We start from the raw sequence: 14,227 nt of genomic DNA on the forward strand, positions 1-14,227 counted from the left end.
GGCAAATATCGGCCAATTGTTCATGGGCCAGCGCCTGCTCATGGATGAAACCGGCCGCCGCCGCAGCGATCTGCGACTGATCGAAACAACGGATGGCTACCAGTTCCTGACCGCGCAAACGGGCGATGACGCCCTCGATCAGCAGCAATTTGTTGCGGAAGGTTGTCGGGTTGAGTTCGACCCACGGCAGGAACCGCAGGCGTTGCCGCTCGAGTTTTTCCAGTTTTTCCGCCACCTCGCCCGGCGCTTGCGCACTGCCCAGCGCCAGGCTGTAGAACAGGTAGTAATCGGCGAGATTGATATGCGCCGGAATAGACCAGGCCAGCTCGGCGGCTTCTTCGAAACGTCGCAATGCGTAAGGGATATCGCCGAAATAAAACGCCGACATGCCTGAATACAGCCACGACCAGAACAGCGTCGGCTGCGACACACGGGTACGGTCGATGGGGCCGAAACGGTCATGTTCGATGCCATCCAGTTCGGCCAACGGCCGATGCAGGCGCCCGTCGCGCAGATCGGTGGCGAATGCCTGTTGCGCCAGCAGGATGCGCTCGATATCGATGTAATGAAATTGCCGCACCCACGCCAACCCATGCTCCAGTTCGTTCAACACCCCTTGCAAGGGTTCGCCCATGAACAGCAGGTCGGAGCCGATGTGGTTGCAGGCGTAACAGGACATGCCCAGGTCGCCGCCGGCCTGGCCGCACTCGAATGCGGCGAACGCCTTCTGTCGAGCGTACGCCATCGGTCGGGTCCACGGGCTGACCTGATCGAGCGCCACCAGCGTGCCTGTGCGCCCTGCTTCGTAGCCGTGCTTGTCGGTGAGTTCAAGCGCCACTTCGGCGAAAGCCTGCCCGTCCACATATTCGCCATAGCGTTCGGCAATCATCACGCCAAACCAGGCAAAACCGTAACCGCTGCTTGGCGTGGTGCCATGCAGCAGTGTGAGTTCGACCATTTTCGCCAAATGCAGAAAACGAATGTCGTCGTCGACGAAGAACGAAGAAATCAACGTACTGAGCAACTCCATGGCCGCTTCGACAGACGGGTCATCGGCCTTGGGCAAATGCACCAGATCGGCGATGCGGCGTGCGCCGACAAACTCACGAACCTGGGTAAATGCCAGGGTCAAATCGTTCTGTGAGGGCCTGCGCTGCAGGGGAATATCCAGCAGGGCCAGACCGTTCAACGCCTCGGTGATCGCCCCCTCGTAATCGGAGTGCAGCGTGCGCAAGGTGGCCCGTAACCGATAGGTCTTCGCGCGGTCGAGCACTGTGGTGGCCTGGGTCAGGCAATCGTCGAGGCGGCGCTGGGCGCCTTCCAGATCGGCCAGGAGCATGTCGCACTCGGCAGCCAGCCATTGGGTGGCAAACGTCTGGCTGTAGAGGCTCGACCAACCTGTCTGGCCGAGCAGACTCTCGGCCGTGCGAAGATAGCCCACGGCCTGCTCGACAGCAGCGGTGTCGCGGGCGCGTTCGGCGGCTTCGACCAACAGCTCGACGAACGCGGCGCGGCGATGCGACTCCAGTTCATCGGCGTCAATGCGCTGGACCTGACTGGCGACTTCGAACACACGTTCATGGATCTGCTCGCCCCAATGATCAAGCATGGCGCCAGCGATACGCGCATGCTCGGGGGCGCGTCCCGCTGACGCCGCCAGCTGACAGGCCGCCTCAAGCACACGGTCATGGGGAAACACCAGTTGCTCGCGCTCACGCAACAGAAAACCTGCATCGACCAGGCTTTGCACATCATGGGTGATCCGTTGCGGCTCACACGGCAACAGCCGGTGCAGCAGTGATTCATCACAGCGCCCGCCGACATAACCGGCCGTGCGCAGCACTTCGCGCTCCATCGGTGACAGGCGTTCGAGTCGCAATACCATCAAGTCCGCGACGTTGTCGGCGTAGCGATAACCGTCCACCTCCTGTTGATTCCAGACCCAACGGCGACCCGGCACGTCGAAGCGCACCAGACGCTCATCGATCAATGCGCGCAACACCTGGCTGACGAACAGAGGGTTGCCAGCCGTCTTGTAATGCACGACTTGCGCAAGCGCCTCAATCTCCTTGGGGTCGGCGTCCAGCTCAGCGGCGATCAGCTCCGCAACCGCGGGCACCGACAATGGCCCCAGCATGACGCTTGCGCAGGGCAACGATTGCTCGCGGCCCAGCACCTCCAGCACTCCCCCCTCACGCTCGAGGGCCTGCGACTCGGCCTCGCGATACGCCAGGATCAGCACCAGATGCCGGGGCCGCCGGGCGACGAAGGCCTGTAAAAACGACAGCGTCGAATCGTCCGCCCATTGCACGTCATCCACGAATAGCACCAGGGGGCGTCCCGGCTGAGCGAAGACCTCCAATACATCGAGCAGGGTCCGGTTGGCGCGATCGAGCGCATGTCGGGCCGGCATGTTCGGTAGCTCAGGTGTGACCCCGATGACCAGCTCAGCCTCGGGCGCCAGCTCCACCAGAAGCCTGCCCCGCCCCTTAAGCCGTTCGACCAGTTGCTCGCCCAGCGTCTGCAACTCCAGAGCCGGCTTGCCCAGCAACTGGGTCATCAGCGACTTGAAGATTTCTGCCAAGGGTGCAAATGGAATTTCCTGCTGCAACAGATTGCTCTTGCCACTGGCCCAGAAGCCGGGCGCCAGAGGCCGGACACCCTGATGGATCAGCGTCGATTTGCCGGCGCCCGGCGCACCACCGACCAGCAGGACCCGGGCGATGCCATCGCTGCCCACCTGATGCATCAGCTCGACCAACTGCGTGCGTTCGGCCTCTCGACCGAACAGCACATCGCCGCGGGCCGAGGAAGGCAGCGCATCGAAAGCGCCCAGGCGGAACGCGTCGATACGCTCATGTTCCAGCCACTGCTGTTGGCACCAGGCCAGATCCACGGCCATTGATTCGGCACTCTGGTAGCGGGCACCCGGTTCTTTCGCCAGGCCTTTGAGCAGCACTCGGCAGATGCCTTCCGGCAGATCGGTGACATGAATCGCCGGTGATTCCGGCTGGACAGCGGCATGCACGTGCAGCCATTGGGACGGGTCGCGGGCGGTGAGCGGCAGGCGGCCGGTCAGTGCCTGATAAAGAATCGCGGTCAGCGCGTAGACATCGCTGCGCGCATCAAAACTGGCGGCATCGCGTCGTACCTGCTCGGGGGCCAGATAAGGCCATTGCTCCAGGCCGGGCAGTTCAACGGCGGGCGCCTCCCCGGCATGGCTGTGAACACTCAGTAGTCTGACCGAGTCGGCCGCATCCACCACCAAGTGGTGGGGTAGCAGGCTGGCATGTCGCACACCCATCTTCCGGGCGCTCGCCAGCGCGTTGGCCGCGGCTACGGCGATGGCCAGCAAGCGTGCCAGTGGCAGCCCTGTGTCACTGATCAAATCAGCCAGCGGCACTCCAGACGCGGGATAGATCAACAAAGGCCCCTCGGCCGAGCGGATGAACGCGACAGGGGCAATCGCCCAGGCCGGATCCAGGCGCAGGTGAAAATCGCGCTCCAGCCGCTGACATAGGGCAGGCCGCTGAATCGGCGCCCGGGCGGCGAGCCAGCGTGTGCCCGATGCCCGATCCTGGAGCGTGAACCAGGTCAGGTCGTTTTCCCGGCGCAGTATGGTGAAGGTGCAACGCTCCAGCCAGGCTTCATCGTGTACGACATCAAGACTGTGGGAACCGGATGCTGAGAGAGGGCTGCTGGGCATGAACAATCACCGCTGAAGATTCGTTTCGGGCTRGGCCTGGGAGTATACGCAAGGCTCTGGCCCGAGGGCTGCGCTCAAGCAATCCTGTCCGTCATTGGCACCAGAATGGCCGTTGAGGGCCCCCGCGGCCTGTGGTTTTTGCGCTCTGAAATCGCTGCGTGTTATCCCTCGGGATAATTGCATTATGCAAGGCCGTCCCCTAGGGTGCGTTCTCAGTCAGTTTTCCCGTCAACGCAGAGCAGAGGAACGTATGATCCGACTCGGCCAAGCCACTATTTCCCTGGAACGGCGCGAAGCCTTTCTTGATGGACGGCCGCTGCGTGTCGGGGGCCGGGCATTCGAAATCCTCTCGGTGCTGATGCAGGCCGATGGCCGAATCGTCAGCAAAGATGAATTGATCACACAGGTCTGGCCTGACACCGTCGTCGAGGAAAACAATCTGCAGGTGCAGATTTCCTCGCTGCGCAAGTTGCTCGGAGAAAAAGAGCTCATCCAGACGGTCCCGCGCCGAGGTTACCGATTATTGAAAGAACGTGAACCGCCCCTGCCCCTGTTCCACCCTGCGGCCCCGGGCCCCTTGGCGTCCGATGATCAGCAGAGGATCGATCCTGACAGCGTGCCGGTGTTCATCGTGGACGATGACGCCTGCGTGCGCACAGCGCTAAGCCGACTGCTGCGGGCCGAAGGCATCGTGCACCGGATATTCGCCTCGGCCGAAGAATTGCTCAGCGCTGACCTCGATATCGGCCCCGCCTGCTTGTTGCTGGACGTCAGCCTGCCCGAGGCGACAGGCCTGGAACTGCAATCCACACTCGGGCGGCGCGGCCTTCCGTGGCCGGTTATTTTCATGACCGGTTTCGGCACCATCCCGATGTCGGTGCAGGCCATGAAAGCGGGAGCGGTCGAGTTCCTGACCAAGCCTTTCAATGACGACCAGTTGCTGGACATCCTGCGCACCACCCGTCAGCGCGCAGCGACGACGTTCGAGCAATGGCAACGCACTCAGAGTGCCCGTCAAAGGGCTGCCCTGTTGACCCCCCGTGAACACGAAGTGCTGCCGCTGATCGTCGCGGGTCTGTCCAACAAGCACATCGCCAACCGGTTGGGCACCAGTGAAGTCACCGCCAAGGTCCACCGCAAACACATCATGCAGAAGATGCAGACGCGCTCGCTGGTCAGTCTGGTCAGCCTGTATGGCTTGCTCAGCGCCGAGCCGGCGTTTGGCCCGCAGGGTTCTTCATGACGATCGACACTGGCTGCACCGCCCCCGGATCATCCGGCGGCGTCATGATCATCGTCTGCATCGTGGACGACGATGCGTCCGTGCGCAAAAGCCTGGCCAACCTGCTTCGGTCGGCCGGATACCGCGCCCGGGTATTCGCCTCGGGCGAGGAATTCCTGGCCCTCGAAAACTTCAATGACATCGCCTGCCTGTTGCTGGATTTGAAAATGAACGGCCTGTCAGGGATAGATGTCATGCACGCACTGACGCTCAAGGACAGAAAATTCCCGGTGATTTGCATGTCGGCACATTGGGATGAAGCGACACTGGCCGAATCCGGTCGCTATAAACCCATCGAATGCCTGCGTAAGCCCTTCAGCGGCGATGCTTTGCTGAGCGCTATCGAGTTTGCACTTCAAAATGAGTGTTGAAGGTTTTCCTGATAGCCGATATGGCATCTGACCAAGGCAGACGGAGTCATCATGTCCCAGGCTGGCAAGTTTGGCGGCGGGAGCTTTTCTCGACAGACCGCTATCGGCCGATTCTGTTGAAAAAGTGGATCTGCCCAAACGGCCTGATCGTTGACTGACTTCCTCAGGGCGTCAAGCAGCCAGTCGGAAATGTCCACGAAACCATGTGCGATTCACTCTGGGGCACACAGGCATTCAGCTTCCCTCCGCCCTCGGTTCCCGACTGGGAGCGCGACGCCTACAAAGTTGCCATTATCATTTGTCGTCCATCTTTGTTGACGATTGTGGCCGGCGCTCGGTGCTCTCTTCGGCGTTGGGCGCTTCTGGAAAACTCCCCGGCGTGAACACATGGGTCTGCAAGTCGCTGGCATCGACTTCGGCGACACCATGAACCGAACGGGCCAGACCAATGGCCTGTTCACACTGTCTATGAGTGTTGACGCGGCCGCTTAACTCCACTTTGCCCGCATGGGTTTTGACATTGATATGCAGGCTAAGGGTCGGATCGGAAAATGCCAGGGCCGACTTCACCTTGGCGGTAATCCATGCATCGTGAACGGCCATTTCCAGACCATGAGTGTAATGCTGGAAGGAGTGAATTTTCATGGCTGAACCCTCTCTCGCGTAATCAGACGTACTGTCCCATCTCATTTGCTGTGCCGCTCTCTGCCTGTCGGGTGAGCGCTATGGATACCTGATTCGTTTTGGAGCGCTCGCCACGCAAACATTGGCAGAAATTAATTATAGTACGGCCGTTGCCTGCGGTCAGAGCGCTGTCCCCGTGAACGTCCGCCTTGGTCGCTCCGTGCCAGGCGCAACACCTACAGAGCACTCCAAACAGTCCTTATCGCGATCAGCCCTGAGCACCCCATAGCTGCCGATCTCGACCGACAGAATCGGTCGATAGCTACCGGTGAGCGTGGAAGTTCGGTTGAGCCATTCCCCGCCCGGCGTATTACCTGTTCCGGGTTGTGCGCCCTAGGGTACTAGCGATGGTTGCGATAGCGTTCGGTCAAGGACTGCACGAGGGTGACGTAGGATTGCGTCTCGGCGTAGGGAGGCACCCCGTTGTACTCGACCACGGACGCTTCGCCAGCGTTGTAACCTGCCAACGCCAGCACCTGGTTCCCGTTGAAGCGCTTGAGTAGCCAGGCCAGGTAGCGCACGCCACCACGAATGTTCTGTCGTGCGTCGAACGGATCGTCCACGGCGAAGCGCTCGGCGGTGGCGGGCATCAACTGCATCAGCCCCTGGGCGCCGGCTTCGGAAATGGCGTTGGGGCGAAACGCCGATTCGGCATGTATCACTGCGCGGACCAGCGCCCTGTCGACACCATAATGACCCGAAGCGGCTTCGATCTCCCGCCGATAGGAATGGGTGTCCAGGCGCAGTGAGGCGACCTTGAAATCCTTCGTCGCCATGCACAGATAGCAGCCCCTGATGTAATAGAGCTCAAGGACATCGACCCGTGCGGAGATCCCGACAGGGCGCCGGCTCACATATTGACGTTTACCCTTGTGGATGAAGGTGAACACCCGAATCCGCACCGCGCCTGGGTCTTCGTCCCGCACAACCCGTGGCAGGGCCATTGTCTTGGCGCCTCTACCTGCGCCCGCCATGCCATTCAGGCGAGTGCAGCGGGCGCTGGCGATAACCTGGCTGGTGTAGCTGATGGCTCCGTCCCTGGCTTGGCACTTGAACATGGCGCTGGCGCACAGTGGAGCGACCAGCAAGGCCAGCTCGATGCAGCCAAGAAGGCTCTTGCGAGCCCATCGCCATGCTCTGGAACTCATCACATCACTTCGCTCCGCGCCGCAGGCGCCGATCAGGTCTGGGGCGCCTGGCCCGGACGCTGCCTTTGGAGGGCCTGGTCTGGGTGACCCGCCTTTTGCTCTGATAGTTATACCCCTTGTAACCGGCCTTGGAACTTGCGTTGACGTACGGGCTGCCGGCGTTCCCAGGCGAGGCACAGGCCTGATTGCTCGCACGACGCGTCGTCCCGGCTTGCCAGGGCCGGGCGCAAGTCCGATCCGCGGGTGACGGACCCGGAGCCGGGGCGGGACAGGCCCAGGTACGCGACGGCAAAGTTGTCATCGTAATCCGCCCGGGCCGAACTCATCCGGGAATGAAATACACCTTGCGCACCAGCGTGATGTTTTCCCAGGTTCCCTTGAACCCCGCCGCCACCACGAACGAATCCCCCCGGCCCGAAGGTCTTCGCCACGCCGTCCGCATCGGTCAGGCGTACGGTGCCTTCGAGGATGTGGCACATCTCGTCGTAGTCGCACTCGCAACTCGGTCCAGGCACCGACCGAAACACGGCTGCTTCCTGCGAAGACCCAGCGGTTCCTCGAGTTCGTACGCAACCATCTCAACAGTGCTTAATGCCTGACGACTGGATAGAGGGCATCCCGACGCAAACGAATGTCTCCTTCTGGCCGATTGTCGCCTGTTGCGATGGGCTGAAATCGACCCAGGCTGCCGGTCAGCAATGGCTAAAATTGACCGATTGCCGCCCCTCGCCAAGGGCAGCAATCTACCACTTGCCGCCACTCATCGATGGTAACGAACCACTCCCCCTCATCTTCGTCACACCACTGCTGCTTCAATCGTTCTGGAACGCCAGGCATAAGCCAACACCATCAGCAACCCCAGAGCAGCCATCGCCGCTCCGGCCAGGGAAATCGCCGGATAACCCAGACCAGCGTTGATCACCGCTCCGCCCAGCGCTGCGCCAATCGCGTTGCCAAAATTGAAGGCGCCAATGTTCACCGCAGAGGCAAGATTGGGCGCGTCCTTCGCTGCTTCCATGACGCGCATCTGTAGCGGCGGCACCAGGGCGAAACTGGCGATACCCCATATCAGGATGGCCAGAGCAGCCGGCACCGTCCAACGCATCAGCAGGGTGAACGCCAGCAAGACGAGAATCAGAACGCTTAGCGAGACGATCAAGGTGCGATCTATCGAGCGGTCGGCGGCCTTGCCGCCCCACATATTGCCCAGCGTCAACCCCACACCAAAAAGCACCAGCATGGCGGTGATGTAGGCGGTGGAACTATTGGTCTCGCTGCTGAGGATCGGCGCGATGTAGGTGAAGACGGTAAACATTGCGCTCGATCCGACTACGGTCAGGGCCAACGCGCCCAGCACCGGACCACGCCCCAGTACCCGAATTTCGGCCATTACACCGACGCTTTGCGGCGTCTTCAGGTTAGGCAGGGCGAACCACAACGCGGCCATGGTCACCACGCCGAGGCCGGTAATTCCCCAGAAAGCGGTGCGCCAACCGAACAGTTCACCAAACCAGGCGGCCAGCGGCACACCGCCGATGGTCGCCAGGGTCAGGCCCATGAACATCGCCGCAACCGCCCCGGCACGTTTCTCCGGGGCGACCACGCTGGCGGCGACGATGGAGCCAACGCCAAAAAATGCACCATGGTTCAGTGAGGTCACCACCCTGGCGACCATGAGGCTGTAGTAATCGGTGGCCAGGGCTGACATCAGATTACCCAGGGTGAAAATCGCCATGAGCCCGATCAGCAGATAGCGCCGGGGAATCCTGCCGGTGGTCAGGGTCATCAGCGGTGCGCCGAGCAATACGCCCAGCGCATAAGCACTGACCAGCAAACCGGCGGCGGGAATGGAAACGCCCAGATCCGCAGCGATACCCGGCAACATGCCCATGGGGGCGAATTCTGTTACGCCGATGCCAAAGGCACCGATGGCGAGCGCGACAAGTGGTGGATTGATACGCATGGAAGGCTCCTTATCTATGCCGCTAATGCTACGATCCAGTCTTTTCAGGCGGTAGATAGCATTTTTGGCAATCACCTTTGCGCAGGAGGCACAAGTGGATTTCAACGGCAGGTCAGGTGAAATGAGCGTGTTCACCACCGTGGCGCAGGAAGGCAGCCTGTCGGCCGCCGCGCGTGCACTGGGCCTGACACCCTCGGCAGTCAGTCGGATCATCGCGCGTACCGAGCAACGTCTTGGCACCCGCCTGCTGTTGCGCACCACCCGAGCGATCACCTTCACTGCCGAGGGCGAAGCGTTCCTGCGCGGYGCCCGGCGTATCCTGGCCGACATGGACGAGGTCGAAGAAGCTATCGCCGACCAGGGCGTACCCAGGGGCCGATTGCGGGTCAGCGCCGCCCTTGGCCATGGGCGGCTGGCCATCGTTCCCTTGGTGGCAGCATTCAGCGCCCGTTACCCGAACATCGTCGTCGACCTCACCCTCGGCGACGAAGTGGTCGACATTCTCGGCGGCCAGGCCGACGTCGCGGTACGCTTTGGCCATCTGCCCGACAGCCCGCTGACCGCGCGCAGGATCGGCGACACCGGCCAGGTAGTGGTGGCATCGCCCAAGTATCTGCAGCGCCACGGCATCCCCCAGGAACCGGAAGACTTGCTACGGCACAACTGCCTACGCTTCAACTTCCGGCGTGCCGAACCCAACTGGCCGTTCATCCGCGACGGAAGAGAGTTTTCCCTGAAGGTCAGCGGCAACATCGAATGCAGCAGTGGTGAAGCGCTGGCACAACTCGCGCGAGTAGGTGCCGGCATTGCGCGTATCGGCGAGTTCAGCGTGAGCGAGGATCTGCAGCGCGGCGACCTGATTCCGCTGTTGGAAGCCTGGAACCCCGGGGACCAGGAACCGATTCATGCGGTGTTCGTCGGCGGGGCGGCAATGCCGGCGCGGGTGCGATTGTTCGTGGACTTCTTGCTGGAACATCACCGGATGTAAGCGGAGGAGTAAGCTGATATTTCCGGGTACTCGTGATGTTGAAGTGACCAAAACATTTTTGGGTGCACTATCAATAGGTGGTTTGCCTTACTGGAACAATCGTGAGCTCTGGCATTGATGGGTCGTCCGCACGTCTTAAATGGCCGTCGTTGAGTCCCATCCGCATGAAATGACTTTCATCCCGGGCATGCTCACTTGCAAGACCGGCGCGCCACAGTTAAGGTCATGCGTCATGACTACGCCATGCATCGAATCGACCACAACCTTCACGACCGCCACAGGCGGGTCGTGGGAGGTTGTGTGAGTTAAAACAACGCATAACCCCAAAGACCCGCCAGTAATGGACCGGGTCTTTTTTTTTGCCCCGGTTTTATTGGCACAAACGTAAGGAAACGCACATGTATGCACTTCTGATTCTCGACATGCAGGTAGGGCTTGTTCACGGCCCGGATAGACCTTGGGGCAGTGAAGCGCTTCTCGATACATTGAATAGGCTGATGAGAAGTGCACGGGAGACTGGCGCCCCCATCTTTCTCGCCCGCCACATAGGTCCGGCCGGGTCTCCTATCGAGCCGGGTAGTCCGCTCACCGAGCTTGTCCAGGAGTTGCAGCTAAGGGGTGACGAAGTGATTTTTGAGAAAAAACGTCCCAACGCCTTTGCTCAGACTGAGCTGGCCGGTCAGCTACGCGAACGCGGCTGTGAAGGCATCGTCGTTACAGGAATGAAAACTCAATACTGCGTAGATAGTACTTGCCGTGCTGCCCGCGATTGCGGCTTCGATGCTGTGCTCATCGCCGACGGACATACCTGCTCTGATACTCCAACGCTCAAAGCAGAGGCCATCGTTGCCCACCACAATGCAACCTTGGCGGGGCCATTCTGCCGAGTCGTTCAGGCTGAGGAATGGAGTTTCTAAGAAACTCCCCTGATCGACCCCGGCCAGGGTCGATCAGTCCGCTTGGCGCTGATGGGTTTCTTCTCCACTGGCCACTATCGGCCAGCCCGTGAATCACAGCGTGAGTCAGTGTCCGCTATGGGTTGCAGCCCTTCGAGACAGGCAGCAATCGGTCGAGGCTGTGTAAAACCGTTTTAGAGCAGGTTTGACGGTCAGAACCAGAACGAAAATCGCGTTCCTACGCAAATTTCAGGTCTGCTGACTAGCCAATGCTGGCAGATTTTACGTAGCAACGCAGACTTCCAAACGGTGTCTGCGTTTTTACACACTCTGGGCCAATAGCAGCCCTTGATGATTGGCTGCTATTGGCAAAAAGGCAGCACAAGCCGACACCGACCTACGGCGAGTGTCAGCAATGGGCCGCAAGATTTACTTCGTGACCACCAGCGCCGGTGGCTGCCAGCTGCCGTCGCCAGCGGGAAGAATCGAAGGCGGTGCGGTCTTCGGCCAGTAGAGGCGCATTACCAGAAAGACCGTGTCGTCAGGCGCGGGCAACCAGTTTGCCTCCTTAGCCTTGCCGGGGGAGTCTTTCTGGATGTACAGCGTCAGTGAACCATCCGTGTTTTTCTTCATCGCCGACAGCATCGGCGAATTGATCAGGTAACGGTTGAGCGGATTCTTGACCAGCAGCTGGCTCTTGCCGTCGTACATGGTCACCGACCAGAAGGCATTGACTGGCGGCAGTTTGCCGGCCGGGAAAGTCAGCGTGTACTTTCGCTTGCTGGTATCCAGCGTCTGGCCGGTGCCGTCGGTGCGCGTGTTGGGATACATCGCCTCGACGGCGTCGTTGCCGTAGAGGCCGCCTTTCGCGGCACCAGCACGCTTCAGCCAGTCGGCCTTGTAGAACGTTTGGTCGCCGAAGTACGCGCCTACGCTCCAGCCGTTGATTATCTTCGTCCCGCTCGCGAGGAACTTGTCGACCTTCTCGTCACCGGCCTTCATCCCGAGCAGGACCACGGCCTTGTGCTCGAGCGAGAGGTCCTTGAATTCGAAGGTGCGACCGGGTCCCACCCCAATGCTCGCCAGCTTGGCCCGGATCTCCTGGTCGTCAGCCGATGGCGGCACATACTCCATCGCGGCCGACAGGTACTCGAAGAAGTTGGCCTTGATGCCTTCCGTCGTAGCCGGCACGAAATCAATCTTCGGCGCAGTGGGCGGCGCGGGTTGATGGAGGAAGGCGGACAGCGGCTGGACCTTGTAGCCCGCTTGCACCTTCTCGACATTCGGCATGTCCTTGGCATTGTAGAGCTGAGTCCGAATGGCGCTCACGGCGAAGGGAGTGGTCGAGGTGAAGACTTTCTTGATACCGGGAGGGGGCGCGCCTTTCCAATCGGGACCGACCACCATGTAGTGGCCTGGCTCGTTGCCGGTGGCACGGCTGCCGATGTAACCGTAGTTGTAAGTGTTGCCGTCGATCATCTGCACCGAGTAGTAACGCCGCTTGTCCACTGCCGGCACCGAGATCACCATCGGCTCCGCGCGCAGGTCCAGCCAGACAAACGAGTACGGGGTGTCGCTGTTCGGAGTGATGATGGCCGTGTCTTGGTAGGTGAAGACACGAGGCTCGTTCTTGATCTGGTTAAACGGCGCCTTGAATTGCGGTCCGCCCTTGTCCACAGCATATTCGTTCATCACGGCGTAGTTCATGACCAGCGGCAAACCGTAAATAAAGCCTTCCTCGGCGATCGCCTTGGTCTGCTCGAGACTCGGCGCGGGTACGCCCTTGGTCACATCCGTCTTGTCTGCCTGCGTGATCGGATCGTTCTTGCTCGCACACCCCGCAAAAAGCGTTGAGCCCACTACGACGAGTGCCGCAGCCATTGTCCAGCCCCGGTTAGACTTCCTGTTCATTTCCACCTCGTTAGTTTTGAGCAAGCTGGCACCGTGATCGTTCATGGCCACGGTGAAATAATTTGAATGCTTGTAACCCTCCCGACTTTTTCAGTAGTGCCAGGTCATGTGGGCGGTCAGGGCTTCAATCCAGGTGTTGTCGAACTCGCCTGATACACGATTGCCAGACAAGGTTTTGCTGATCGACTGGTGTGCCCCCACCCAGACCGCGGCTCACTGAAATTCAGGTCTATTTACTTAGCGACTGCGAAGCGTCCACTCACACGCTCAGGGAGTGTAGATCACACATCCCCTTGCGCAGCTGAGAAGCTCAGATTCAGTTCCGTAATATTTACGCGCCGCCGTTACGGACCATTTGGCTTCGAGAACAGCCAATCGTGATCAGCAGCCAAAAGCGGACAGTCAGAGATTAACTCTTGAGGTCCGCCAAAGACCGCTATGGATCGACTGCTGACCTTCGTGATAGGCAGAAAGCAGCCAGATGCGGCCATTTGCACCGGCTTTACCGTGCCGTCTAGCAGATTACTTTTCCCTCTCCAAACCAGACTGTTGCGGCCAACTCCATCCGCACTGTATCTGCTCCTGCCTATCTACTACTGGTTAGCATGACTCCTCACTCACGGACTTATGCCCTATGCCGGATACCACTGACCTTTATCTGTTCATTGTTGCCGCCTTGCTGTTGTTGATCGTTCCTGGCCCTAACATGGCCATCGTCATCAGCCATGCTGTAGCTCATGGATGGCGCGCCGGCCTCGCCGCTGCGCTAGGAATAACCCTGGCTGACGTGCTGATGACCATCATGGTTAGCGCAGGCCTCGGTGTGTTAGTGATGAGTTGGGCGCCGGCGTTTGACTTGCTGCGCTGGGCCGGCGCTGGTTATCTGATGTGGCTGGCGTGGCAGGCATTGAAGACTCCTTCTACGGATACTCAGTCTCAAGCTACACAGGCCTCGATGAGAAAGATCTTTGCCCAAGCCACGCTCAACAGCTTGTTAAACCCCAAGGCGCTGTTGTTTTTCATGGTGTTTCTGCCGCAGTTCGTCACCGTAGGTACCGGTAGTGTCACCTCGCAATTGATGTTCTTGGGGTTATTGCTTGCACTTATCGCATTGATCTTTCATGCCCTACTCGGATTTTGTGCCGGACAGCTGCATATGCGCCTTCGCGAGGGCATGATCTCCAAACGCCTGGGAGCCTATAGCTTCGCTGCGGTTATGACAGCGCTGGCGGCACGTTTGCTTCTACTTAATCGACCACTTTAAAAGGAGCGAGACAT

The 14,227-nt window shown here is 60.0% G+C and carries 11 protein-coding genes; 5 read left to right on the forward strand and 6 right to left on the reverse strand.

What is annotated here, in order from left to right; all coding sequences use genetic code 11:
* A partial coding sequence (locus AC1DU9_RS20380; protein ID WP_477810705.1) for an ATP-binding protein occupies window positions 1-3,706 on the reverse strand: 3,706 nt, incomplete at its 3' end.
* Between the two features lie 250 nt (window positions 3,707-3,956).
* Between AC1DU9_RS20380 and AC1DU9_RS20385 the strand changes: the two genes are divergently transcribed.
* Both AC1DU9_RS20385 and AC1DU9_RS20390 read left to right on the forward strand, forming a co-directional pair.
* Window positions 3,957-4,949 carry a response regulator gene (locus tag AC1DU9_RS20385; protein ID WP_223458960.1) on the forward strand — a complete coding sequence of 331 codons (993 nt, stop codon included), beginning with the start codon at window positions 3,957-3,959 and terminating at the stop codon, window positions 4,947-4,949.
* A gap of 44 nt (window positions 4,950-4,993) precedes the next feature.
* Entirely contained in the window at window positions 4,994-5,359 is a 366-nt protein-coding gene (locus AC1DU9_RS20390; protein ID WP_477810713.1) for a response regulator transcription factor, read from the forward strand.
* A 294-nt stretch (window positions 5,360-5,653) separates the two neighbouring features.
* Here AC1DU9_RS20390 and AC1DU9_RS20395 read toward each other — a convergent pair whose 3' ends face one another.
* From AC1DU9_RS20395 to AC1DU9_RS20410, 4 genes are all read right to left on the reverse strand, one after another.
* Window positions 5,654-6,004: a BON domain-containing protein gene (locus AC1DU9_RS20395; RefSeq protein WP_223458958.1), complete on the reverse strand. Its 351-nt coding sequence runs from the start codon at window positions 6,002-6,004 to the stop codon at window positions 5,654-5,656.
* A 380-nt stretch (window positions 6,005-6,384) separates the two neighbouring features.
* The gene (locus AC1DU9_RS20400; RefSeq protein WP_477810706.1) at window positions 6,385-7,191 is read right to left on the reverse strand and encodes a lytic transglycosylase domain-containing protein; all 807 of its coding nucleotides are present in this window, start codon (window positions 7,189-7,191) and stop codon (window positions 6,385-6,387) included.
* A 107-nt stretch (window positions 7,192-7,298) separates the two neighbouring features.
* Window positions 7,299-7,670, reverse strand: a complete 372-nt coding sequence (locus AC1DU9_RS20405) for a hypothetical protein (RefSeq protein ID WP_263289668.1) — start codon at window positions 7,668-7,670, stop codon at window positions 7,299-7,301.
* A gap of 317 nt (window positions 7,671-7,987) precedes the next feature.
* Window positions 7,988-9,154 (reverse strand): MFS transporter, encoded by a 1,167-nt coding sequence (locus AC1DU9_RS20410; protein ID WP_048392538.1) that lies wholly within the window; start codon window positions 9,152-9,154, stop codon window positions 7,988-7,990.
* Between the two features lie 94 nt (window positions 9,155-9,248).
* Between AC1DU9_RS20410 and AC1DU9_RS20415 the strand changes: the two genes are divergently transcribed.
* Entirely contained in the window at window positions 9,249-10,142 is an 894-nt protein-coding gene (locus AC1DU9_RS20415; protein WP_223458951.1) for a LysR family transcriptional regulator, read from the forward strand.
* A gap of 398 nt (window positions 10,143-10,540) precedes the next feature.
* Complete coding sequence (locus AC1DU9_RS20420) at window positions 10,541-11,059, forward strand: cysteine hydrolase family protein (protein WP_150755275.1); 519 nt, start codon at window positions 10,541-10,543, stop codon at window positions 11,057-11,059.
* Between the two features lie 408 nt (window positions 11,060-11,467).
* Here AC1DU9_RS20420 and AC1DU9_RS20425 read toward each other — a convergent pair whose 3' ends face one another.
* Complete coding sequence (locus AC1DU9_RS20425) at window positions 11,468-12,919, reverse strand: DUF1254 domain-containing protein (protein WP_223459004.1); 1,452 nt, start codon at window positions 12,917-12,919, stop codon at window positions 11,468-11,470.
* Between the two features lie 664 nt (window positions 12,920-13,583).
* Between AC1DU9_RS20425 and AC1DU9_RS20430 the strand changes: the two genes are divergently transcribed.
* On the forward strand, window positions 13,584-14,213 hold the full coding sequence (locus AC1DU9_RS20430) for a LysE family translocator (RefSeq protein WP_223458949.1): 630 nt from the start codon (window positions 13,584-13,586) through the stop codon (window positions 14,211-14,213).
* Window positions 14,214-14,227: the final 14 nt, after the last annotated feature.

This window comes from Pseudomonas sp. P4_C1, assembly GCF_056402155.1.